The organism is Fodinicurvata halophila (assembly GCF_042651425.1).
Classification (GTDB): domain Bacteria; phylum Pseudomonadota; class Alphaproteobacteria; order Kiloniellales; family DSM-21159; genus Fodinicurvata; species Fodinicurvata halophila.
Genome location: NZ_JBHSCW010000001.1, coordinates 452,701 through 474,664 on the forward strand (window position 1 = coordinate 452,701; position 21,964 = coordinate 474,664).

Here is a 21,964-nt window from a genome sequence, read left to right on the forward strand (position 1 = left end):
AATGACCGAAGACTCGAATTCTGCATCTTCCGTAACCCTTCGGCTCTGTCCGGCAGACCAGGCCGAAACGGCAGGCAAGACACTGGCCAGCTTCACCGATACCGCTGGCGCCAGGAAAGTACTGACAGTGGCAGAGACCCCTGGCGAGGCCGAGGCCTGCAGCCAGCTGCAGCTGCCCGTCGATCGCGCCAGCCTGCGCTGGGCGGGTTTCGTCGCGGATATCACGGACTCGACCGAGAGCATCGTTCTGACCGGACCGGCCGACCAGGTCGATGCCGAGGGGTTGCCGCAATTCACGGCCGAGACGACCACCACGGCCGAACGGCGCGCAGACCGCTCCGTACCCCGCATAGCGCCGCTGGCCAGGAACCTGCTACCACTCCTCTCCGCACGGCCCTTCGGAACGGAAGAGCGGGTCACCCTGGAAAAGACGGACGACGGGCTGACGATACGCTGCCAGGCCGGCAGCCAACCCGCCGGCGTCCTCCTGGAAGATCCCGAAAGGGACTTGCCTGAACTCGACAGGGTGGACCTGCGGGTCGCCGCCGAGCATTCTGGCGGCTTCCAGTTCGCCCTGTACGACCCGCTCAAGGCGGACAGCCAGAACCCGACGGTCCTCGGGGCGTTGCCTCAGGGGTCGACGTTCATGACCTTGCCACAGCCAAATCCAGTGCACGGGCCGCGATACCCGCTGGCCTTCTCCCTGCACTGCCCGAACAGCGGCGGTGAGGCCCGCCTGAACAGCATCGAGCTCGCACCGAGAGTCAGCTCAGAGCCTGTCGACAGTCCGCTGACCGCCTGGGCCTGGCACCCCGATCTCTGGCAGAGTCGTCAGGAGAGCGTGCTGGAACAAGCCGAGGCGCTCGACCTGGACGCGCTCTATATCTCCGTGGACTATCAGGACGGTCGCCTCCAGAACAGAGAGGTGCTGTCGACGTTCATCCGCAGGGCGGATGAGCGTGGCCTGGATGTCTGGGCTGTCGAAGGCGACCCCGCTGCCGTGCTCGAAAGCGAGCGGCCGATCTTTGTCCGCAGGGCCGAGGCCATCGCCGCCTATAACCGCAACGCTGCACCACAATCCCGCCTTGCCGGTGTCCAGTACGACATAGAACCCTACCTGCTGACCGGCTTCAATCTGGACAGGCCGGCCTGGCTGGATGCGTTCCGCAACACCCTGGAAGAACTCACGGCCGTTCTCGATATGCCGGTCGAACTGGCCCTGCCCTTCTGGTTCGCGGGCAATCCCCAGATCGAGGCCAGATTCCTGGACAGGCTGCCGGACTCGGTGGTCTCCATCGCCGTCATGTCCTATCGCACCCAGCCCTCCGACCTGCAGGAAATCGCGACCCCTTTCCTGGACTGGGGCACGGATGAAAACATGCCGATTCGGATCGGGCTGGAGGCTGGGCCACTGTCCGATGAACTGCACCTGAACTACAGACCGGCCGAGCAAGGAGAACTCTGGGCCCTGGAGCTGGGCGGACACAACGCGCTGGTGCTGCTCGACGAACCCGCCCGGAACCCTCACGGCACGAGCTGGCGCTACAGCCATCGTCACATCTCGCCCGGGGACCGCCTGAGCTTCAATGGGGATATTCAGGCTATGCAGCTCCTCATGAGCGAGGTGGAGCCGAAGTTCCAGGTTTGGCCGTCCTTCCACGGTTTTGCCCTGCATGGTGTTCTCTAGTAGAGAACATTCACGCGAGGAAAATGATTCGATACCCTCGCTCTCAGGTATAAATGACCGGCAGGAGTCCGGGGAACCCGTATGCCACAACCAGCCAGTCAGATCCTGATCGCCGATGACGACCCGCTGCTGGTGGAATTGCTCGAATACAAGCTCGAAGCGCGCGGCTACGAGGTTCTCAAGGCGGACGATGGCCCCTCGGCCCTGGAGGCGGTGCAACGCGAGCAGCCGGCGCTGGTCGTGCTTGACGCCATGATGCCCGGCTTCGACGGCTTCGAGGTCCTGCGACGCCTGAAGGGCAACGAGACGACTGCCGGGATTCCGGTCGTGATGCTGACTGCGCGCAAGGCCGAGAACGATGTTCTGCAAGGCCTCTCCCTGGGCGCCCACGATTATCTGGTGAAACCCTTCATGCCCCAGGAACTGGTCACGCGTATCTCCAAGATCCTCGGCGAACGGGACAGCTCGGCGTGAGGCAAGATACGGCAACGCTGGATCCCGCCCCCTTGCACCCGAAATCCCTAAGATGTTTCTGCATCATCGCAATCCTCCTGCCCGCAATAACGAGCGGTGTCCTGGCGGCGGAGGCGGAGACCGCCGCCGATTTCCAGGCGCTCTACCAGACGGGCACCGAGGCGCGGCTGGCGGGCGATTTCGACGAAGCGGCCGAATACCTGGAACAGGCCCTGGAGCTTTCCCCGGGCAATGCCGACGTCCTGCTGCAGCTGGGTTTGATTCACGGCTATCGGGAAGACTACGCGGAGGGCGAACGGCTGCTATTGCGGGCTGTGGAAGAAGCGCCCGGCTATACCGATGCCTGGCTCGCCCTGGCCCGTGTCCGGTATTGGGACGGACGCCGCACAGCCGCGCGGGAAGCCCTTGACGAGGCCCTGGCGCTGGCCCCGGAGAACGAAGAAGTCCTGCAGTTGCGAGACCAACTGGAGACCGCCGGGCCAGACTCGCGCGCCCACGAGCCGGACCATCGCTGGCGCCTGGATTCCTCGATTAGCTACAGCCGGCTGGCGCGCACGGATCTCGACCCCTGGCGGGAAACCACCCATCAGCTCGGCTATCGCCTGGACTCGGATACCACACTCACGGGACGCATGGAGCTCAGCGAGCGCTTCGAGGAGGTGGACAGCTATTTCCAGGCCGGGGTTCAACACAGCTTCGGACAGGCAGGCGATGTCTACCTGAACGCCGGTGTCACGCCTGAAGCCGATTTCCGCCAGGACTGGGATGTCGGTCTCGGCGGCAGCCTGAACCTGCATGATGGCGTGAGTGACTTCGGACCGCTCTTCCTGACATTCGACGGCCGCCATGCCCGCTATTCCGATGACGCTTTCCAGACGGCCTCTCCGGGCCTGCAACTCTATCTCTTCGAGGGTCGTGCCTGGGTCTCGGGACGCTGGATCAACAACTTCAAGAGTCTGAGCGACCACGAGCAGGGCTGGCTCGCGCGCGGAGATGTTCAGGTGAGTGATCGTCTTCGGGTCTTCGCTGGTATGGCCGACGCCCCGGAAACCTCCGAGGGAGTAACCTATGACGTTCAGTCGTATTTCGGGGGTGTTGTCTACGACCTGAACGAACGCCTCAGTCTCAACCTCAACTATCTGCACGAAGATCGCCGGGACTCCTACCTGCGCCGGGCCCTCACGGCCGGTGTCACGCTGCGGTTCTGAGGAGCGTCATGGGGTTCCTCCAGATCCTATGGGTTGTCTCCCTCGCCCTCAGCACACTGGCCCTCGCTGCCATGCTGTCCCTGGTCCTGCGCCGCCTGCTCATCCAGCGGCTTGAAGCGCGTCGCAGGCGGATACGCAAGGACCTGCTGCAGGACGTCTTCTCCTATCTGGAGGGCAACCTGGCGGCGCAAGAGATGGGGCAGCGCGCCGCTGCAGGACGCTCGGTCCTGACCGAGCTGATCCACGAACTGGCCCAACTCGTTCGCGGCAACGAATTGGCCCGCCTTATGGCCCTCTTCGAGGACCTGGGCCTGAGCGAGCGGATCTTGCACGACCTGAAGCATGGCGACAGGCACAGACGCCTGCTGGCCGCAAAGAACCTGGGTCACGCCGAAACGGACAAGGGCCTCCAGGCACTGCGCGAGGCCCTGGAGGATTCCGACCCAGACGTGCGGCTCGCCGCCGTGAGTTCCCTTACGGAGCTGGGAGCTGCTCCATCTCTGGAGCTCCTCATCGACAAGCTGAAAATCGGCAGTAGCGAGCAATCCCGGGCCCTCCTCCAGATTTTCCAGGGTCTGGCCGAGACCCGTTGCGAGGAAATGACGGCCTGTCTGGAAAAGGAAGACACGGACGAGGTCACGCGGATCCTGATCCTCGACGCCCTGGGCAAGAGCGGCCAGTACCAGGCCGTACCGCACATCATGCAGGCCACCTCGTCCCCCTCCCTTGAAGTCCGGGCCGCCGCCCTGCGTGCTCTGGCCGACCTGCAGCATCCGGCAGCATCGCGGGCCGTCCTGCAGGCTCTTTCGGATGCCGATTGGGAGGTTCGCACCCAAGCCGCGAGCTGTGCCGGCCGGTTGGGATTGAACCAGGCTCTCGAACCACTCGCGGCCCTGCTGGATGACAGCAACTGGTGGACCCGCTACCGGGCCGCCGAAGCACTGCATGCGCTTGGAAAGCAGGGACGGCACAGGTTGAGCGAGGCAGCGAACAACGGAGAGGAGCGCGCACGCCGCATCGCCTCCATGATCCTGGCCGAAAAGGCCGTGCCATGATCCAGATTCCCGAACAACTGCACGCCTGGATGTCCGCCGTGGCCGAACCCGTCGCCATGGCGGTGATCGCGATCGGCCTGCTGCAGAATGTCATGTACCTGACACAGCTTATGCTGGCCGGCCTCTCCGCTGCGCGGCGAGCTCCCGTGCAGCGCATCAATTCGCTCTGGAATCTCTACAGCGACGTCAGCCCGCCGATTGCTCTGCTGGTCCCGGCCCACAACGAGCAGGAAACGGTCGTCGAGAACGTCAATTCCCTCCTCTCTCTGCAGTACCCCACCTTCGAGGTGCTCGTAATCAACGACGGCTCGAAGGACGAGACCCTGCAGCGCCTGATCGAAACCTTCGGGCTGGAACCGGTCGAGCGTGCCCACGACCTGGTAACGCCGCACCAACCGATCCGCGGCCTCTATGCCTCTCCTCACCTGCCCCGGCTGCTGGTCATAGACAAAGAGAACGGTGGCAAGGCCGATGCACTGAATGCCGGCATCAACCTGGCCCGTGCCCCGCTGTTCTGTGCTGTGGATGCGGACTCGCTGCTCGAGGCAGGCGCCTTGCTGCGCGCCGTCCAGCCCTTCATCGACAATCCTCTCAGCACCGTCGTGGTTGGCGGCACGGTGCGCATCGTCAATGGCTGCCGCGTCCGGGCAGGGCGGGTTGTCGACATCGGCCCGCCCCGGAACCTGCTCGCGCTGTTCCAGACGGTGGAGTACCTGCGCGCTTTCCTCATGGGTCGCCTTGCCTGGAGCGAGATCGGTTCCTTGGTCAACGTATCCGGTGCCTTCGGAATCTTCCGGCGACGGACGGCGATGGAGGTGGGAGGCTATTCGCGCGCCACCGTCGGCGAGGACATAGAGATCATCGTCCGGATCCATCGCTACATGAGCGAACACAAGCGTGCCTATACAATCAAGTTCATCCCCGATCCCGTCTGCTGGACGGAGGCGCCGGAAAGCCTGCGCGTCCTCGCCCGCCAGCGCATCCGCTGGCAACGTGGTGCACTGGAAACCCTCTTCACGCATCGGCGCATGCTGTTCAATCCGCGTTACGGACGGGTGGGGTTCGCCGGGCTCGGGGATGTCCTGCTGGCCGATTTCCTCGGCCCGATCGCCGAGCTTCTGGGCTATATCCTGATCCCCCTGTTCTGGCTTCTGGGGGCATTGGATGGCGCCTACATGCTGGCCTTCATTGCCGTCACCTTCAGCCTCGGGATCTTCATCAGCGTCTCCACGCTGATCCTCGAGGAAATCCAGTTCCACCAGTTTCCCAAAGTGCGCGACCTCCTGGTCCTGGCCGGTGCCGCCGTGATGGAGAACTTCGGCTATCGCCAAGCCAACAATTTCTGGAAGGTTGTCGGCCTCCTACGCTTCCTGCGCGGCCAGAAAGGCGGATGGGGACAGATGACCCGCACGGGCTTTCGCCAGAGCTGAAACGACCGGCCTAGACCGGTGACAGCGCGTCGTGGACACGGCGCAACTCGACCACCAGGGGCGCCAGGTCCTCGAGTGTTTTCCCGCCTTCACTCTGTGCGCGCCCGGCTGCCTGCTCCAGGGCTTCGGCGGCCGTGCTCAACTCGGGAAACCCGAAGGTGCCGCCGCCGCCGGCTATACGATGAGCGATGCGCTCGATACTGGCCAGGGCCTCCGCCCTATCCAATGTCTCGCCGGCGTAGAGGCTTTCCAGTTCGGCAATCTCCCCGTCCGTCCGCTCGAGAAAACCGCGCTGCAGTTCGCGCAGGCGCGCACCCGGATCGGCTTTATCCCGTGCCATGACGGCTCTCCCAGATACTGCGCACCTGATCCGCCAGCGTCATGGGGTCGAACGGCTTGGCGATCACGCCAACCGCGCCCAGGGACAGGAAATACTCGACCTCCTGGCGCTGGGCCTTGGCCGTTATGAAGACCACCGGAACCGTCCTGCCTTCGGGCAGCTGTCGCAGCCTCTCCAATGTCGCCGGACCGTCCATGTCCGGCATCATCACGTCCAGCAGCACCATGTCCGGAGCAAACTCGGGCAGGGCTTCCAACGCCTCCTGTCCCGAGGCACAGGACTTTACGGTAAAGCCTGCGTCCAGCTCCAGGGACAGCGCGGCGATCTCCCGGATGTCGCTCTCGTCGTCGACGCAGAGCAGTTTCTGAGGTTCAGTTGTCGTCATCTCCTTGCCTCTTCCTGTCCGAAGCTTGAGCGCTCGCATGGCTCCGGACAAGCGCAACCAGGTCTTCGGTGGCCGTCTCGGACTTCTGCAGGACTTTCGTAACCTCCGGCAGGGCCTCCTGCGAGCTCTCCCGATCCGAGAATATGACAACCGGCAGGACGGGGCCGTAGGACTGGCGCAGGTCAGGCAACAGGTCGAGGCCTGAGCCATCGGGAAGGTCCAGGTCCAGGATGACCAGATGGCATAGTCCTCGTTCCATGACCTGCCGGGCTTCTTGCAGGGAACCTGCCATCATCACATCGGCCTGCCCCTCAAGTGCCATTGCAACCGACTGACGCACCGCTTCATCGTCCTCCACCAGCAGAACCTGCAGGGACGCTGAGGGGTCCAGGCGCGCAGCCTGGTCTACCGCGGCCAACAAGCGGAACCGCTCCACGGGCTTGGTCAGCCAGTCGACCACGTCCAGGGCGGCCACCTTCTGTTCCTGCCGCACCTCGTCGGCCCGGGCCGAAACGACGACGATGGGCAGGTTCCGGGTTTCCGGCTTGTTGCGCAGGCTGTCGATGAAGTCCAGCCCGTCACGGTCCGGCAAACCAAGGTCAAGGATAAGGACGGCATAGTCCTGTTTTTCCAGCAAGTCCTCCGCTGCACTTGCAGTATAGGCGATATCGACACCGAATCCGGCCTCCCGGAAGATAATTGAGAGCAACGAGGCGGCGTCCTCGTCATCCTCGCAGATCAGTAGGCGTTTCTGCCCGTCTTCTCCCGCCGCTTCCTCAAGCACCGCTTCCGCCTTGGGAGAGGCCGTCTCCTCGCGGAACAACGGCAACTCGACCCGGAAGGTCGTTCCGCCACCTTGCGTATCCGTCTCGAAGTCAAGCCTGCCGCGATGCTCCTGGACGATCCGCCGGGCAATGCTCAGCCCCAGTCCGCTGCCACTCTTCTGTCGGCTGTCGGAGGAATCGGCCTGTGCGAACTTCTCGAAGATACGGGCCCTGAAGGCCTCCGGAATACCGGGTCCCTGGTCATGCACCGCGATCTCGAGATTGTCCTCCAAATGCTTAACCCGCACTTGAACCGATCCTCCCTCCGGGGAGTACTTGACGGCGTTGGATATCAGGTTGGTCATCACCTGGGCCATGCGATCGGCATCGGCGTGAATCCGGGTGCCCCTCGAGAGGTCCTCCAGTTCAAGCTCGACGCCGTGACGCTGGGCGAAACCGCGGTTGGCGTCGACGGTCTGTGCCACGATTTCGCCGGCCACCAGGGGCTGGAAGTTGAATTCCATGCGCCCGGCCTCGATCTTCTCGATATCCAGGATATCGTTGATCAGGCGCACCAGGCGCTCGCTGTTCTTGTGCGCGATGTCCACCAGACGCTGCGCCTTTGGAGGCAGCTCGCCGGCCGCGCCGCCGGACATCAGGCCCAGAGAACCGACGATCGAGGTCAACGGCGTGCGCAGCTCGTGACTGACGGTGGAGATGAATTCCTTCTTCATCTGCTCGATGCGCTTGCGCTCGGTGATGTCCCGCACCACGCCGATGAAGAGTCGGCGATTCTCCAGATGCATCTCGGTCACCGCAAGGTCCAGCGGCACCAGGTCACCGTTTCTGCGCTGGCCTTCCACCTCGCGTCCAATGCCGATGATGTGTGCCTCGCCGGTCTCGAGGTAGCGCTTCAGATAGTCGTCATGCGCACTGCGATGTGGTTCCGGCATCAACAGGCTGACGTTCCGGTTCACCACGTCCTCGGCTCGATAGCCGAAGATGCTTTCGGCCGACGCATTGAAACTTTCGACGATGCCCCTCTCGTCGATGACGACGATACCGTCCATGATGTTGTCCAGGATCGTACCCAGCCGTTGCGACAGTTCCGCCTGAGCGGCTTCCGCTCGCTTGCTCAGCACGACATAACGCACGGCTGCACCGCCCAGCAGCAGCATCACCAGCCCCATCCCGCCCAGAGTGGCATAGACGAGATGCAACGTGTCTTCATGGCGCTGCCGGTCCTGTTCCCGCAACCCCTGGAAACGTCGATTCTCGATGGTCGTCATTTTCTGGATCACCAGCCGAATGGAATCCATCAGCTGCTTGCCGCGCTTCTGGCGGATGACGTTGGTCGCCGGCTCCTGGCCGCGATCGCGCCGGATGACGATGGTATGCTCCATGTAATCCAGCTTGTCCTGCACCAGCGAGTGCAGCAGGTTGAAGTGGATCATCTGCTGCTCGCGGTCCTCAACAAGGCCGGAGACGGTCAGAAGGTTCCCATTGATGCGCGAAACGGCGCGCTCATAGGGCTCGAGGAATTCCGGATTGCCGGTAATGATATAGCCGCGCTGTCCCACCTCGGCATCCTGCATCGTCGAGAACAGGCGCTGGATCTCGAAGATGACACGGTTGCTCTCCGCCACCTCTGCCCGGGACTCCTCTACCTGGCTGAATTCCCGTTCCACGGCATAGAGCACCAGGCCACCCAGGACGGCGAGGGCGACAAGACCCGCCAGGACAAGCTTGATCAGGAGCCGGCTGACGTTCGGGAAAACCAAGAAAGGCAACTCTCGCTCGGAGGACACGCGTGCGAGATAAGCCTACCGCCCCTGCGGAAAAGCGACAAACCCATTCCGCGCCCACCTGAGTCTCGTCCTTTCCCGGTCCGGGGTTGCGCCCCGCGCCTCAGCTGCGTCCCATCATCATGCGATAGCGCACCTGGTCGAAGATCACCGCCAGGATCAGCAGGCCGCCCAGCAACACCATCTGCATGTACGAGCTGATCTGGGCCAGGTTCATGCCGTTCTGCGCCAGGGTGATGAAGAAGGCGCCCAGCACCACGTTGATCACCCGGCCGATGCCACCGCGCAGCGACACGCCGGCGATGACGCAGGCGGCGATGGATTCCAGCGCGATGGTCCCGCCCAGGTTGGCTTCGCCGGACTCCACCCGCGCGGTCAGCAGCAGGCCGGCCACCGAGGCCAGCAGGGCACAGAGCCCATAGGCGATGATCAGGGTGCGCTTGGTGTCGATGGCCGAGAGTATGGCAGCCTTCAGGTTGCCGCCCACGGCATAGATATGCGCGCCGGTGCGCATGCGTTCCATGAAGACCCACATGGCGAGGATCGCGATCAGCGCGACGATCACCGGCACCGGAATGTCCCAGAGGCGCCCGAAGCCGAAGGCGTCCGCGAAGGCATAGGGCATGCCGGAGACCGGCACACCGCCGGTCAGAAACAGCGAGATGCCCGCCACCACCGAGCTGACGCCCAGGGTCATGATGAAGGGCGAGACCCCGAAGAAGGCCACGCCGGCGCCATTGACCAGGCCCACCACCAGCGAGGCGCCCAGCCCGGCCAGCATGCCCAGGATGATCACCAGCCAGACGGCCTCCGGAAAGATCCCGATCAGCGCCGCCATCGTCATGGCCGAGATCACCGAGGTGAGGGCAACCACCGCCCCCACCGACAGGTCGAAGCCGCCCGTGATCAGGGCCAGCATCTGGCCCAGGGACACCAGGGTCAGGTAGACCGACTGCCTGAAGACGTTGGTCATGTTGTCGAAGGTCAGGAAACGATCCGAGAAAAGGGTGAAGATGACGAGCGCTCCGACCAGGAAGAAGGGCAGCACCCCCAGCTTGATGAAGACGGCCCGAACGCCCTGCAGGGTCGTCTGCCGCTCCGCTGTCTGCTGAGGTGTCGTCGCATTGTCCGTCATCGGATTAATCCTCGAAGAAATGTGCCAGGACCGTAGCTTCGCTGATGTCCGCCTGGGGCAGCTCAGCCGAGATCCGTCCCTGTGAGAACACCAGCAGGCGGTGCGAGAGATTCATCACCTCGGGCAGGTCGGACGAGATCACCACCACCGCCTTGCCGCGTTCCGTCAGGCGCTGGATCAGGCCGTAGATCGCCGCGCGCGCCCCCATGTCCACGCCCACCGTGGGCTCGTCGAAAATGTAGAGGTCGTAGTCCTTGCCCAGGCCGCGCCCGAACAGCGTCTTCTGCTGGTTGCCGCCCGACAGCTGGGCCGCCAGGCGGCCTCGAAAGTCCGGCGGCAGCTCGACCGAGTCCGCCACCTCCTCGGCCTTGGCGTGCATCTGCTTCCAGGGCAGCACGCCCAGCCGGCTGGATGCCCCCACCATCACGCCCTGGATCAGGTTGGCGCGCGAGGTGAAGGCCAGCTGCAACCCCTCGCTCTTGCGGTCGGGTGGCAGGTAGTAGACGCCAAGGCCCATCATGCGCCGGCTGTTCGCTCCGGTAACGTCGCGGCCCTTCAGGCGCACGCGGCCGCCCTGCAGCGGCTGCAGGCCGAAGAGCGCACGGAAGCAGCGCGACTTGCCGGAGCCGACCAGCCCGGCCACCCCCAGGATCTCGCCGGGGCGCACGCTGAGCGAGGCCTCCGCGACCCCGGCGGTCTTCAGGCCCTCGACTTCCAGCAGGGCATCGCCCGGACGGGCCTCGATCCGCGGATAAATCTCGTCGATGGCACGCCCGGCCATCATCTCCACCAGCTTCGCCTCGCTGGTCTCCGCCATGGCGACCGTTCCGATCTTGCGACCGTCGCGCAGCACCGTGACCCGGTCGGCGATACGCTTGAGCTCCTGGATGCGGTGGGAGATGTAGATGATTCCCACGCCGCGCGCCTTCATCTGTTCTACCACCTGGAACAGCTGGTCGACCTCGCGCTCGGTCAGCGAGGCCGTGGGCTCGTCCAGGATCAGGATCGAGAGCTGGCCGTGGAAGGCCTTGGCGATCTCCACCATCTGCTGCTCGGCGCGCCGTAGCGTGCTGACCAGGGCCTTCGGATCGATGGCGAAGTCCAGCTGCCGGAACAGCTCACGCGAACGCCGGAGCATGCCGGCCTTGTCGGTGAAGCCGCCGCGCTTGGGCTCGTCGCCCAGAAAGATGTTCTCGGCCACCGTCATGGTGGGCACCAGGGAGAATTCCTGGAAGACGGCCGAAATGCCCTTGCCCCGGGCATCGGCGACCGACTGGAACTGCACCTCCTCGCCGTTCACGCGGATGCTGCCGCCACTCGGCTGGCTGGCGCCCGCGATCATGGCAATCAGGGTGGACTTCCCCGCCCCGTTCTCGCCGAAGAGCACATGCACCTCGCCGGCCTTCAGGTCGAAGTCCACGGCATCCAGTGCCACGACCCCCGGATAGCGCTTGGTCAGGGCGGATGTTTCGATGACCGTCTGCATCTCAGGTCGTCCCGGGACCTTTCCACGGATTGCACCCGGCACATCCGGGGCTCTCGCGGTCCCTTGCAAAGGAAAAAAGGCCGGGAACGGCGCGAACGCCGTTCCCGGGAACAGGCACAGGGTTTATTCGGCGTCCACCGAGAAGACCGGGCTGAACCCCTGCGGCGGCAGGATGTTCGTACGCTCGACCTCGCCGATGTTGTCCTGGTCGACCACGAAGATCTCCGGGCCCACGTGCTTGACGTAATCCTCGCCCTCCAGGACACGAACCGCCTGGTCGACGGCGATGCGGCCCTGGATGACCATGGAGTCCGCCGGGGCGGCCAGGATGAACCCGCGCTCGATGCCCTCGTAGACGCCCGGCGTCATGTAGAAGGAGATCAGGTCCACCTCGCCCACAAGGTTGCGCTCGCGGATGATGCCCTGGGCCGCTTCGGCCGTGACCGCCGTGCCGGCGATGTAGCGCACGTCCGGGTTGGCACGCAGCACGTCCTCGACCAGGCCCTGCTGGGTTTCCTTGCCGGTATCGCCGTAGCGCGGCTCCAGCACCTCGATGGCGGAGCCTTCCACGGCCTCCATGAAGCCCGCGTGCGCGGCCTCCACCCAGCCGGCGCCCGCCGGTCCCGGGAACCAGCCCACCTGGACCGGATCGCTGCCCTCGGGGTGCCTCTCGGCCAGGTACTCGCCGGCGCTGGAGCCCATGGTGCGGAAGGAAACCAGGGACTTGGCGGTGACGTTCTCCGAGGAGATGCCGTTGATCACGTCGATCACCGGAATCCCGTCCTCGGCCAGCTCGTCCACCAGGTTGTTCAGTCCGTCCAGCGAGATGGCGCCGATGATGACGGCATCCGCGCCGCCGGCCACGCAGTCCTCGATCTGGCTGATCTGGTTGGCCAGCTCGGTATAGCCGCCGGCCTCGACCAGGTTCAGGTTGACGCCGAGGCGCCGGGCCTCCTCGACCACGCCGTAGTCGACGCCCAGCCAGTAGGCATCCTTCATGTGCGGGAAGGACACGCAGATTTCCCAGGGCTCGGAGGCCTGCTCCAAGGGCACGTACTCGACCTTGCTGACCTCGCCGTCCGCCGAGAAGGCCGGCGTGACCTGCTCGGCCTCGTAGGGGAACCACTCTCCGCCCTGTGCGACGGCCGGGCCCGCAAGGGCCGTGGCGACCGCCAGTGTTGCAATCAACCTAACCATTTTCTCCACCTCCTCTGTTGAAGTCGTGTTGTCGTTTTCTCTTTGTTGTCGGTTACCTGAGTGCGTCCTCGATCCGGCCCAGCTGGGCCTTGCGCTCCTTGCGGGCGGCCAGGGCCTGATCCATGTCCACCTTGACGAAACGCGTGGGCGTATGCGGCTGCAATTGGCCGATCAGGTCCATGTCCGCCGAAATCACGGCACCCAGCGTGAAATAGCCGCCGCCCGAGACCGCATCGCGGTGCAGGACGATGGGCTCGCTGCCGCCCGGCACCTGGATCGAGCCGTAGGAGTAGCAGCCGTCGACGATGTTGGAGGGGTCCGAGCCCGCGCCGAAGGGCTGCTCGCGCTCCTTGAAGCTCATGGGCCGGCCGCCACGGAAGCGCACGCCCATGCGGTCGGCCTCGGGCGCCACCTTCCACTCGTCGTCGAAGAAGTTGCGCCCCGCCTCCTCGGTGATCAGGCGCCAGTAGAGACCCGGCAGCACGCGCAGCTCGGCCGGATTGCCCGGCAGGCGGCGCAGGGACTTGTCCAGGCTGCGCCCTTCCTTGACCTTTCCGTCGTCGCCGAAGGGCACCATGTCGCCGCTGGCGATCGCCCGGCCCTCGTAGCCGCCCAGCGCGCCGATGGCGTAGGTCGAACGGCTGCCCAGGTAGACGTCGGTGGTGATGCCCCCCGAGATCGCGATGTATGCGCGCGCGCCCTCGCGCAGGTAGTCGAAGGACAGCACCTGCCCGGCCTTCACCTTGAAGGCGGTCCAGGTCGGCTTCTCCTCGCCGTCCACCTTCGGCGGCAGCTCGGCGCCGGTCACCGCCACCATGGCGTCCTTCTCGAACTCCAGTTGCGGGCCCATGAAGACGGTCTCCAGAGCGGCCGCCCCTTGGTCGTTGCCGACCAGCAGGTTGGCCGCACGCAGCGACAGGCGGTCCATGGCCCCCGAGATGGGGATGCCCAGGTGGAAATAGCCGGGGCGGCCCAGGTCCTGGATGGTGGTGAGCAGTCCGGGATTGAGAACCTTAAACGTCATTGAGGGCCCCCATCAGTTTCTTGTTGAAGCCGTCCATGTCCGCGTTGAAGGCCTCCAGGTCGAACTCGACCTCGCGGACCCGCGGCGTGTAGCGATTGGCCTGCACCTCGGCCAGCGTGGCGTCGTATTCCTCGCGGCTGATCGGGGTGAACTTCACCAGGTCGCCGGGCTTGAAGAAGACCAGGAAGTCGCGGAGGTACGAGGTCTCCTGCTTGGGATCGAAGATGGTCACCGGCGTGATGCCGAACATCTGGTAGCCGCCGGCCCCGCGCACTGAATAGATGCAGGAGAAGCAGCCGCCGTAGCCCACGGTCTGCTTGGGCGTATCGGTGCGCGGCCGCACGTACTTGGGCACCTCCAGCTGCTTCTTGCGCTCCACCAGCTGGTAGAGGAAGGGCAGGCCCGAGACGAAGCCGACCATGGAGACGAACCAGGGCGCCGAGTGGTGGGCGGTGATGAACTCCTCCACCGTGTTGAAGCCGTTGATCCGCGCGGCATAGTCCAGGTCGCTTCCGCTCGGGTCCTGGTGCCGGTCGCGAAAGCGCATCAGCGTCTCGTGCGTCCAGGGATCCTGGTAGTAGACCGGGAACTCGACGATGCGCGTGTTGAGACGCTTCTCTGCGCTCTCGGCGGTGTGCTCCAGGGCCTTCAGCTCGGCCAGCATGTCGTCGGGCTTGATGCGGTCCGGGTCGAACTTCACCTGGAAGCTGGCGTTGGCCGGGCAGACCTCTGTCACCCCGTCGATGTCGGCCTCGCGCACGGCGGTGGTCATCGACAGGCTCTTGAAGAAGGCGTCCAGCGACATCTCCTCGTCCATCTCCACGAAGATGTGCTCGTCGCCTCCGAAGGAATAACGTGTCTTCATGCTCAAACCTCCTGGTCGGCGGTCAGGGTGCGGCTCTCGAGCCAGGGCTCGAGGAACTGGGTGTGGAAGGTCCCGGCCTGCACCGCCGGGTCGGCCGCCAGGGCCTTGTGCAGCGCCAGCGTCGTCTTGACGTCGCCGATGCTGATCTGCGCCAGGGCGCTGGCCAGCGCGGCCAGCGCCGCCGGCCGGTCGGCCCCGTGGACGATCAGCTTGCCCAGCAGCGAGTCGTAGAACGGCGGGATGACATAGCCCTCGTACAGCAGGGTGTCGAAACGCAGGCCCTCGATCTCCGGGATCCGCAGCTTGCCGATCACCCCCGGGAAGGGCATGAAGTTGTTGGCCGGGTCCTCGGCGTTCACCCGCACCTCGATGGCATGGCCGTCCAGCGTGATGTCCTCCTGGCGCATGGACAGGGGCTCGCCGCCGGCCACCTTGATCATCTCGGCCACCAGGTCGATGCCGGTCACCATCTCGGTCACCGGATGCTCCACCTGGATGCGGGTGTTCATCTCGATGAAGAAAAACTCCCCCGTGCCCTCGTCGTAGAGGTATTCCAGCGTCCCCGCCCCGCGATAGGCCACGGACTCGGCCAGCGCCACGGCCGAGCGGCAGAGCTCCTCGCGCACCTCGGTGGTCAGGCAGGCGGCGGGGGCCTCTTCCCAGACCTTCTGCCGGCGGCGCTGCAGCGAGCACTCGCGTTCATAGCAGTGGACGGCCCGCTGGCCGTCGCCCAGGATCTGCACCTCGATGTGCCGCGGCTGCTTCAGCGCGCGCTCCAGGTACAGCGCGCCGTCGCCGAAGGCGGCCTGGGCCTCGGCGCGCGCCTGCGGCGCCAGGGTGCCCAGCTCGTCCTCGTTGTCGGCGATGCGAATGCCGCGCCCGCCGCCGCCGGCGGCGGCCTTGATCATCACCGGATAGCCGATCTTGGCGGCGGCCGCGAGGGCCTCCGCGGCCGTCTTGATGACGTCCGAACCCGGTACCACCGGCACGCCGGCCTCCTGGGCCGCGGCGCGCGCAGCCGCCTTGTCGCCCATGCGCCGGATGGTCTGGGCCGAGGGGCCGACGAAGATCATCCCCGCCTGCTCCACCGCCTCGGCGAAATCGGCGTTCTCCGACAGAAAGCCGTAGCCCGGATGCACGGCGTCGCAGCCGGTCTCCCTGGCGGCGGTGATCAGCGCCTCGGCGTTCAGGTACGACTTGGCCGCCTGGGCCGGGCCGATGCAGATGGCCTCGTCGGCCAGGCGCACAGCCAGCATGTCCTTGTCCGCGTCCGAGTGCGCCTGCACCGCCGTGATGCCCAGCGCCTGCGCGGCGCGCACGACGCGCACCGCGATCTCGCCGCGATTGGCCACGAACAGGCGTCGGATCGCCATGGGGCTCAGTCCTCCAGCTCGACCAGGACGGCGCCCGCCGAGACGGGCTCCTCGTTCTCGACCTTGAAGGCCTTCACCTTGCCGGCGACCTCGGACTTCACCTCGATGAAGGACTTCATGACCTCGACCAGGCCGACCACGTCGCCCACGGCCACCGCGTCGCCCTCCGACTTGTAGGGCGCATCCTCGGGCGAGGGGCGGCGATAGAAAGTACCGGGGATGGGAGAGCGGATGTCCGCCATGGCTGTGTCTCCTTGATCTCGCTTGGCTGTCTGTCTTCTTCTCAGCTTGGTTGTTCTGTTCGCGGTAAGATCACGCGAGAATGCTGCGCGCGGATTGCGGCCGCTTTCAGGCCGCGTCCGCCAGGATGTCCTCCGCCGGCAGGATGTGAATGCCGGCCTCGACCAGGGCCTTGCGCACCGCCGTGCCGATCTGCAGTGCGCCGGGCGTGTCGGAGTGGAAGCAGATGGACTCGAAGGTGATGTCGATGTCCTCGCCCTCCACTGTGCGCACCTTGCCCTCCTTGCAGGCGCGCAGGCACTTCTCGGCCACCTCCTCGGGGTTCAGCGCACGCATGCGCCGGGTGAACACGATGCTGCCGCTGGTGTCGTAGTCGCGGTCGGCGTAGAACTCGCGCACGGTCTTCAGGCCCGCCGCCTTGGCGACGCGATAGGTCTCCGAGACGTCCATGCAGAACACCGAGGTCTCGGGACTGGATTTGCTCAGCGCGTCGACCAGCAACTCCGACAGCTCGGCGTTGCGTGCCGCCTCCATGTAGAGCGCGCCGTGGGGTTTCACGTGCTGCAGCTTGGTGCCGTGGCGCCGCGCGAATTCGCGCAGCGAGCCCACCTGATAGATGATGTCGTTGACCAGTTCGTCGGGGTTGGCCTGGATCACCCGCCGACCGAAGCCCTGCAGGTCGCGATAGCCGGGATGGGCGCCGATGGCGACGCCGCGCTCCACCGCGCCCTTGACCACCTTGTCCATCAGGTTGGGATCGCCGGCGTGGAAGCCGGTCGCCACGTTGGCGGAGCTGATCAGGTCCATCAGCTCCTCGTCCGTCGCCTCGCTGATCCGCCAGTACCCGAAGTTCTCACCCAGGTCGCAGTTCAGATCCACCGCTTTTCTGGTCACTGTCATGCCTCCAGCTGCAAGCGCCCGTTCCTGTCTTCTTCGCGAGACCCTGGAACTCCCTAGCCTTCAGCGTCCGCCCGGGCTGAGAATAAATCAAATTGTAAATATTTCGGAGACGAGTTCGGATTTTCAGATATCGCAACAGGCATCTTCACCCCCAGGGACTCTTGATTCCAAAGGAAACTCCTCGGAAGAGCCCGATCTCCTGGACGAGTATTTTCTGATTTCCTGATGACGCCTTATCGTCTTTTCACTGTTGCAGGGCGAACGGACCGTGCCCGCGCCCAGAACGCACATGGGAATCTGGGTGTTCCCTAATTATGATAATTATGATTACATTTCGCCCTGAATAGGGAAACACGCCTGGGCAGGAAGATGACTGCACAGACTCTGACCTACCAGGCCGCCCCGCAGCGGCCGCAGAAACGATCGGACTGGATCGTCGAGCAGATCAAGCGGTGGATTGTCGAAGAGGGCAAACGCCCCGGAGACAAGCTGCCGCATGAAAAGGAACTGATTCGACTCTTCTCGGCCGGCAGGGGCACCGTACGCGAAGCCCTGAAGTCGCTCGAAGTGCAGGGCCTCATCGTGAACATGCCCGGGGCCGACGGCGGCGCTGTTCTGAGCGAGGTGCCCTACGCCCGTGCCATGCACCTGCTGCGGAATTACTTCCACTCGAAGACGGTGACCTTCGCCCAGGTCTATGCGGCAAGGAAATTCGTCGAGCCAGAGGTCGCCGCCACGGCCGTCGGGCATCTGAGCGCTCGGGATTTCGAGCAGCTGCAGGCTTCGATCGACGTCTGCCAATACAGGGGTCGCGAGCGACAAGCGCAACGCAAGGCGCAGCGCACCGCCGAACTCGATTTTCACGACATCATCGCAAGAGCCTGCCCGAACCCGCTGCTGGCGTTCATCGGACGCTTCCTCAACGACGTCCTGAGAGATCTCGTCGTTCTGAGCGCCGAGAACTTCACGCGCCACGGAGACTTCCTGGCCCAGAACTGCCGCTATCATGCCTCGGTTCTGGAGGCCCTGAAGAGAGGGGACCCGGACGCGGTCAGGGCCCTCATGCACGAGCACATGGTGGATGCGGAAAGCTACATGATCGAACTGGATGCGCAGATCGAGGGGACGTGGCTGGGCCCACCCCGAATGCGCGATGAAGACGCTTCCGTGCTTCCCGGAAGCTCTTCCTAGGACTGCGGTGCACGAGCTGAGATGGGAATGACCAGAACATGACAATAACAAGCTTGGTACCGTCGGTGATGAATGCCCTGACCCTGATCAGCGTCCTTATGCTGGTCGCAATGGGTCTGGGCATCATCTTCGGCATGATGCGAGTGATCAATCTGGCGCATGGCGAGTTCATGACCATCGGCGCCTTCACGCTTTCGGTTCTTCAGGCCTTCGGGGGGAGCTACTGGATTGCCCTGATCATTGCACCGATCGTTGGTGCCCTGGCGGGCTTACTGGTGGAACGTCTCATCGTGCAGCATCTCTATACGAGATGGCTGGCCACAATCCTTGCCACATGGGGGCTCAGTCTCATCATCCAGCAAACTCTGGAGATCATCTTCGGTGCGGGGCCGCAAGGGGTGGATTCTCCCATCTCGGGAACAATGAACATCCTGGGAGCCTCCTACCCGGCCTACCGCGTGTTCATCATCCTGTTCTCCGCAGGAGTCCTCAGCCTGGTGCTGCTCATGTTCTCGCGCAGCAACTTCGGCCTGGACATCAGGACGGTCATACAGGACCGGGACATGGCCGAGGCCCTGGGCATCGATACGAAGCGCATCTTTACCAAGGCCTTCATGCTGGGCGCCGGCCTGGCCGCGCTGGCAGGAGTGCTTGTCGGGCCACTTGCCGTGGTCATCGCCCAGATGGGTGTCAACTACCTGGCCAAGGCCTTCTTCGTGGTGATCGTCGGCGGGGCCGGCAGCTTCTGGGGCATCGCCGCGGGCAGCACCTTCGTGGGCGGGCTCGAGACGGTGTTCACCTATCAGATGCCCGTTACGCTCGCCCAGGCACTGGTTCTGGCTCTCGGAATCATCGTTCTGCGATTCCGTCCGCAGGGCATCGTTCCCCATGCGAATGTGAAATGGTGAGCAGACATGAAGATCCTTCCGCTTAAGCAAGACAAGATCTCGGCCCGGGAGCTGTTCACCCCCATCACGGCGATCGCGCTCGCCGGCCTCGCCATCGTCGTCTCTCTTGTCGCCGATTACTACTGGCTGATGATCCTGCGGGACGCCCTCGTCTTCGGCATCTTTGCCCTGTCCCTGGATTACCTTTGGGGGCGAACGGGCCTGCTGAGCTTCGGACACGCCACCTTCTTCGGCATCGGCGCCTATGCCGTCGCCATCCTCAGCACGAATTTCGATGTGTCGAACATCACGGTGCTCGGGCTCATTGCCGGGATTGGCGCTGCCGGCCTGGTCGCGCTGCTGTTCGGGTATTTCCTGCTGTTCGCCGGGGTTCGCGGTCCCTATTTCACGATCATGACGTTGGCCCTGACGGTCATTTCTCATCATATCGTCATTGCCTGGGTCGAGGTCACGGGCGGCGATTCGGGAATCACCGGCGTTCAGCCCTTGAGCCTGTCGCTGGGAAGCTTCGAGTTTGTCGTCACCGCCCCGCAGACGGGAGTCTACATTGCCCTGGTGCTTCTGCTGGTGTTGCTCCTCGCCCTGTGGCGGGTGGCGAACAGTCGCTACGGCCGCCTGCTGAAAGCGCTGGAGGTCAACGAGCTCAGGGCACGCACGCTCGGGTACAATACCCCCCTGCACCTCGTCGGCACCTTCATGGTATCGGCCATGATTGCCGCGCTCGCCGGCGGACTTTATGCCTCCTTTGCCGGTTATGTCGCGCCCGACCTGATCGGCCTGCTGCTCTCCACGAAGGTGATCGTCTGGGTTGCGGTTGGCGGACGCGGCACGCTGATCGGGCCCGTGATCGGTGCCGTGCTGGTCATGCAGATCGAAAGAGAACTCAGCAGCATCAACACCAGCCTCTGGCCGCTGTTCATCGGCGCCTTCTTCATCGCCATGGTCTTCCTGTTTCCGAACGGCCTGGCCGGTCTGGCCCAGAACCTCTCGGCAAGACTGACGAGGAAAAAGAACAAGGGAGGGGCCGAACATGCCTGAGACGAGCAGCACGCCCCTCCTGTCGGTCGACTCCGTGAGCAAGCGCTTCGGCGGCCTGACCGCGGTCGACACCGTCAGCCTCAAGGCCTGGTCGGGACAGATGCAGTGCATCATCGGGCCCAACGGAGCCGGCAAGAGCACGCTCTTCAACATGCTGTGCGGCTCGGAGAGTCCCACGGAAGGGACGATTCTCTTTCAGGACATCGACATCACCCGGCTGCCCCTGCATCGCATCGCGCGCCTGGGGATCAGCCGCAAGTTCCAGGTGCCCAGCGTCTTCGACGAACTGACGGTCGAAGACAACCTGGACCTCGCCAGCAAGGAACACGGCGCGGCCGCGGCCAGACGGGTCGATGAGGTCCTGGAGACCGTCCAGCTGTCCGGGCAGCGCACCGTGAAAGCCAGCGAGCTGGCTCACGGCCAGAAACAGTGGCTCGAGATCGGCATCGCCCTGATGCCGGTGCCTCAACTGCTGCTGCTCGACGAGCCGACCGCCGGCATGACGCGGGACGAAACGCAGAAGACGGCGGACCTGTTGAAGGAAGTTCAGGCCGGCATCTCCACGATCGTCATCGAGCATGACATGAGTTTCGTGCGCAAGCTGAATTGCCATACGATCGTCCTGCATCAGGGAAAGCTCCTGAAGGAAGGCGCGTTCAGCGACGTGGAGCAGGACCAGACCGTCCGGGAGGTGTACCTTGGAAAACAATAATCCGGTCCTGGAACTCGACAACGTGAAGTCCGGATACCAGAACATCCCGGTCATCAACGGGGTCAGCCTCGCCCTGCCCCCGAAGGACGTCCTGTTTCTCTTCGGACGCAACGGCGTCGGCAAGACCACACTGCTGAAAACGATCTGCGGGCTGCTCAAGACCCGCTCGGGACAGATCAAGCTGAACCAGGAAGACTGCACCAACTGGCCCACCCACAAGCGGGCGCGCCACGGAATTGCCTATGTTCCGCAAGGACGTGGTATCTTTCCCAAGCATACGGTCAGGCAGAACCTGGTCGCCGGCCTGCGTGCCTGTCCGGACAGGAACGCGGATATCCCGGAACAGGTATTCGAGTACTTCCCGATCCTGAAAGAGCGGATCAATCAGGCGGGAGGAACATTGTCAGGTGGCCAGCAGCAGATGCTGGCCATCGCCAGGGCCCTCTGCGGACGACCGAATATCCTGCTGCTGGACGAACCTACCGAGGGCATACAGCCCAGCATCGTCCAGACTCTTCAGGAGATCGTCAGAACGATCGTGGAGGAGCACCATGTCAGCGTCCTGCTCGTCGAGCAGAATTTCGAGTTCGGCATCGAACTCGCAACTCACTGCATGGTTATGGACAAGGGTGAAATCGTCAAGGAAGGAGACGCATCCGAATTCAGAAACGAAGAAGTCCTAGAAGAAATATTGGCACTATAATCTTTCGCAGACTTTGAAATGAACCAGGAAGGCTGAGAAAAAGG

At 64.1% G+C, this 21,964-nt stretch carries 21 protein-coding genes; 10 read left to right on the forward strand and 11 right to left on the reverse strand.

The window, feature by feature from the left end; translation table 11 throughout:
- Position 1 precedes the first annotated feature (1 nt).
- The 5 genes from ACFOW6_RS02155 (at position 2) to ACFOW6_RS02175 (ending at position 5,854) form a co-directional block, all read left to right on the forward strand.
- Positions 2 to 1,687 carry a hypothetical protein gene (locus tag ACFOW6_RS02155; protein ID WP_382420678.1) on the forward strand — a complete coding sequence of 562 codons (1,686 nt, stop codon included), beginning with the start codon at positions 2 to 4 and terminating at the stop codon, positions 1,685 to 1,687.
- Between the two features lie 81 nt (positions 1,688 to 1,768).
- Complete coding sequence (locus tag ACFOW6_RS02160) at positions 1,769 to 2,161, forward strand: response regulator transcription factor (RefSeq protein ID WP_382420679.1); 393 nt, start codon at positions 1,769 to 1,771, stop codon at positions 2,159 to 2,161.
- Positions 2,158 to 3,369, forward strand: coding sequence for a YaiO family outer membrane beta-barrel protein (locus ACFOW6_RS02165; protein WP_382420680.1), 1,212 nt, complete (start codon positions 2,158 to 2,160; stop codon positions 3,367 to 3,369). The genes ACFOW6_RS02160 and ACFOW6_RS02165 overlap by 4 nt, the downstream gene beginning before the upstream one ends.
- A gap of 8 nt (positions 3,370 to 3,377) precedes the next feature.
- On the forward strand, positions 3,378 to 4,424 hold the full coding sequence (locus tag ACFOW6_RS02170) for a HEAT repeat domain-containing protein (protein ID WP_382420681.1): 1,047 nt from the start codon (positions 3,378 to 3,380) through the stop codon (positions 4,422 to 4,424).
- A complete protein-coding gene (locus tag ACFOW6_RS02175) occupies positions 4,421 to 5,854 on the forward strand; it encodes a glycosyltransferase family 2 protein (RefSeq protein ID WP_382420682.1) in 1,434 nt (477 codons plus the stop codon). The genes ACFOW6_RS02170 and ACFOW6_RS02175 overlap by 4 nt, the downstream gene beginning before the upstream one ends.
- 10 nt (positions 5,855 to 5,864) lie before the next feature.
- Here the strand turns inward: ACFOW6_RS02175 and ACFOW6_RS02180 are convergent, their stop codons facing one another.
- From ACFOW6_RS02180 to ACFOW6_RS02230, 11 genes are all read right to left on the reverse strand, one after another.
- The gene (locus ACFOW6_RS02180) at positions 5,865 to 6,194 is read right to left on the reverse strand and encodes an Hpt domain-containing protein (RefSeq protein ID WP_382420683.1); all 330 of its coding nucleotides are present in this window, start codon (positions 6,192 to 6,194) and stop codon (positions 5,865 to 5,867) included.
- On the reverse strand, positions 6,181 to 6,579 hold the full coding sequence (locus tag ACFOW6_RS02185) for a response regulator (RefSeq protein ID WP_382420684.1): 399 nt from the start codon (positions 6,577 to 6,579) through the stop codon (positions 6,181 to 6,183). Before ACFOW6_RS02185 ends, ACFOW6_RS02180 begins: the two co-directional genes overlap by 14 nt.
- Complete coding sequence (locus ACFOW6_RS02190; protein ID WP_382420685.1) at positions 6,566 to 9,124, reverse strand: CHASE3 domain-containing protein; 2,559 nt, start codon at positions 9,122 to 9,124, stop codon at positions 6,566 to 6,568. The genes ACFOW6_RS02185 and ACFOW6_RS02190 overlap by 14 nt, the downstream gene beginning before the upstream one ends.
- 127 nt (positions 9,125 to 9,251) lie before the next feature.
- A complete protein-coding gene (locus tag ACFOW6_RS02195) occupies positions 9,252 to 10,283 on the reverse strand; it encodes an ABC transporter permease (protein WP_382420686.1) in 1,032 nt (343 codons plus the stop codon).
- Positions 10,284 to 10,287: 4 nt separating this feature from the next.
- The gene (locus ACFOW6_RS02200) at positions 10,288 to 11,769 is read right to left on the reverse strand and encodes a sugar ABC transporter ATP-binding protein (protein ID WP_382420687.1); all 1,482 of its coding nucleotides are present in this window, start codon (positions 11,767 to 11,769) and stop codon (positions 10,288 to 10,290) included.
- A gap of 123 nt (positions 11,770 to 11,892) precedes the next feature.
- Complete coding sequence (gene torT, locus ACFOW6_RS02205; RefSeq protein ID WP_382420688.1) at positions 11,893 to 12,966, reverse strand: TMAO reductase system periplasmic protein TorT; 1,074 nt, start codon at positions 12,964 to 12,966, stop codon at positions 11,893 to 11,895.
- A 52-nt stretch (positions 12,967 to 13,018) separates the two neighbouring features.
- On the reverse strand, positions 13,019 to 13,990 hold the full coding sequence (locus ACFOW6_RS02210) for a 5-oxoprolinase subunit C family protein (RefSeq protein WP_382420689.1): 972 nt from the start codon (positions 13,988 to 13,990) through the stop codon (positions 13,019 to 13,021).
- Entirely contained in the window at positions 13,980 to 14,855 is an 876-nt protein-coding gene (locus tag ACFOW6_RS02215; RefSeq protein WP_382420690.1) for a 5-oxoprolinase subunit B family protein, read from the reverse strand. The genes ACFOW6_RS02210 and ACFOW6_RS02215 overlap by 11 nt, the downstream gene beginning before the upstream one ends.
- Before the next feature lie 2 nt (positions 14,856 to 14,857).
- Positions 14,858 to 16,228, reverse strand: coding sequence for an acetyl-CoA carboxylase biotin carboxylase subunit (locus ACFOW6_RS02220; RefSeq protein ID WP_382420691.1), 1,371 nt, complete (start codon positions 16,226 to 16,228; stop codon positions 14,858 to 14,860).
- Between the two features lie 5 nt (positions 16,229 to 16,233).
- Positions 16,234 to 16,470 carry an acetyl-CoA carboxylase gene (locus ACFOW6_RS02225; protein WP_382420692.1) on the reverse strand — a complete coding sequence of 79 codons (237 nt, stop codon included), beginning with the start codon at positions 16,468 to 16,470 and terminating at the stop codon, positions 16,234 to 16,236.
- Positions 16,471 to 16,576: 106 nt separating this feature from the next.
- A complete protein-coding gene (locus ACFOW6_RS02230) occupies positions 16,577 to 17,362 on the reverse strand; it encodes a 5-oxoprolinase subunit PxpA (protein WP_382420693.1) in 786 nt (261 codons plus the stop codon).
- 375 nt (positions 17,363 to 17,737) lie between these two features.
- On the opposite strand from ACFOW6_RS02230, the gene ACFOW6_RS02235 reads away from it, so the two are divergent.
- From ACFOW6_RS02235 to ACFOW6_RS02255, 5 genes are read left to right on the forward strand one after another with little or no spacing between them, the layout of a single operon-like run.
- The gene (locus ACFOW6_RS02235) at positions 17,738 to 18,559 is read left to right on the forward strand and encodes a FadR/GntR family transcriptional regulator (RefSeq protein ID WP_382420694.1); all 822 of its coding nucleotides are present in this window, start codon (positions 17,738 to 17,740) and stop codon (positions 18,557 to 18,559) included.
- A 38-nt stretch (positions 18,560 to 18,597) separates the two neighbouring features.
- Positions 18,598 to 19,467, forward strand: coding sequence for a branched-chain amino acid ABC transporter permease (locus ACFOW6_RS02240; RefSeq protein WP_382420695.1), 870 nt, complete (start codon positions 18,598 to 18,600; stop codon positions 19,465 to 19,467).
- Between the two features lie 6 nt (positions 19,468 to 19,473).
- On the forward strand, positions 19,474 to 20,505 hold the full coding sequence (locus ACFOW6_RS02245) for a branched-chain amino acid ABC transporter permease (RefSeq protein ID WP_382420696.1): 1,032 nt from the start codon (positions 19,474 to 19,476) through the stop codon (positions 20,503 to 20,505).
- A complete protein-coding gene (locus ACFOW6_RS02250; protein WP_382420697.1) occupies positions 20,498 to 21,217 on the forward strand; it encodes an ATP-binding cassette domain-containing protein in 720 nt (239 codons plus the stop codon). Before ACFOW6_RS02245 ends, ACFOW6_RS02250 begins: the two co-directional genes overlap by 8 nt.
- Positions 21,204 to 21,920 carry an ABC transporter ATP-binding protein gene (locus tag ACFOW6_RS02255; RefSeq protein WP_382420698.1) on the forward strand — a complete coding sequence of 239 codons (717 nt, stop codon included), beginning with the start codon at positions 21,204 to 21,206 and terminating at the stop codon, positions 21,918 to 21,920. Before ACFOW6_RS02250 ends, ACFOW6_RS02255 begins: the two co-directional genes overlap by 14 nt.
- Positions 21,921 to 21,964: the final 44 nt, after the last annotated feature.

Excerpts from the sequence above, each read along its gene's own strand:
- ACFOW6_RS02155 (WP_382420678.1), top strand. The coding sequence starts at position 2 with ATGACCGAAGACTCGAATTCTGCATCTTCCGTAACCCTTCGGCTCTGT.
- ACFOW6_RS02160 (WP_382420679.1), top strand. The coding sequence starts at position 1,769 with ATGCCACAACCAGCCAGTCAGATCCTGATCGCCGATGACGACCCGCTG.
- ACFOW6_RS02170 (WP_382420681.1), top strand. The coding sequence starts at position 3,378 with ATGGGGTTCCTCCAGATCCTATGGGTTGTCTCCCTCGCCCTCAGCACA.
- ACFOW6_RS02175 (WP_382420682.1), top strand. The coding sequence starts at position 4,421 with ATGATCCAGATTCCCGAACAACTGCACGCCTGGATGTCCGCCGTGGCC.
- ACFOW6_RS02180 (WP_382420683.1), bottom strand. The coding sequence starts at position 6,194 with ATGGCACGGGATAAAGCCGATCCGGGTGCGCGCCTGCGCGAACTGCAG.
- ACFOW6_RS02185 (WP_382420684.1), bottom strand. The coding sequence starts at position 6,579 with ATGACGACAACTGAACCTCAGAAACTGCTCTGCGTCGACGACGAGAGC.
- ACFOW6_RS02195 (WP_382420686.1), bottom strand. The coding sequence starts at position 10,283 with ATGACGGACAATGCGACGACACCTCAGCAGACAGCGGAGCGGCAGACG.
- ACFOW6_RS02200 (WP_382420687.1), bottom strand. The coding sequence starts at position 11,769 with ATGCAGACGGTCATCGAAACATCCGCCCTGACCAAGCGCTATCCGGGG.
- torT (WP_382420688.1), bottom strand. The coding sequence starts at position 12,966 with ATGGTTAGGTTGATTGCAACACTGGCGGTCGCCACGGCCCTTGCGGGC.
- ACFOW6_RS02210 (WP_382420689.1), bottom strand. The coding sequence starts at position 13,990 with ATGACGTTTAAGGTTCTCAATCCCGGACTGCTCACCACCATCCAGGAC.
- ACFOW6_RS02215 (WP_382420690.1), bottom strand. The coding sequence starts at position 14,855 with ATGAAGACACGTTATTCCTTCGGAGGCGACGAGCACATCTTCGTGGAG.
- ACFOW6_RS02220 (WP_382420691.1), bottom strand. The coding sequence starts at position 16,228 with ATGGCGATCCGACGCCTGTTCGTGGCCAATCGCGGCGAGATCGCGGTG.
- ACFOW6_RS02225 (WP_382420692.1), bottom strand. The coding sequence starts at position 16,470 with ATGGCGGACATCCGCTCTCCCATCCCCGGTACTTTCTATCGCCGCCCC.
- ACFOW6_RS02235 (WP_382420694.1), top strand. The coding sequence starts at position 17,738 with ATGACTGCACAGACTCTGACCTACCAGGCCGCCCCGCAGCGGCCGCAG.
- ACFOW6_RS02240 (WP_382420695.1), top strand. The coding sequence starts at position 18,598 with ATGACAATAACAAGCTTGGTACCGTCGGTGATGAATGCCCTGACCCTG.
- ACFOW6_RS02245 (WP_382420696.1), top strand. The coding sequence starts at position 19,474 with ATGAAGATCCTTCCGCTTAAGCAAGACAAGATCTCGGCCCGGGAGCTG.
- ACFOW6_RS02250 (WP_382420697.1), top strand. The coding sequence starts at position 20,498 with ATGCCTGAGACGAGCAGCACGCCCCTCCTGTCGGTCGACTCCGTGAGC.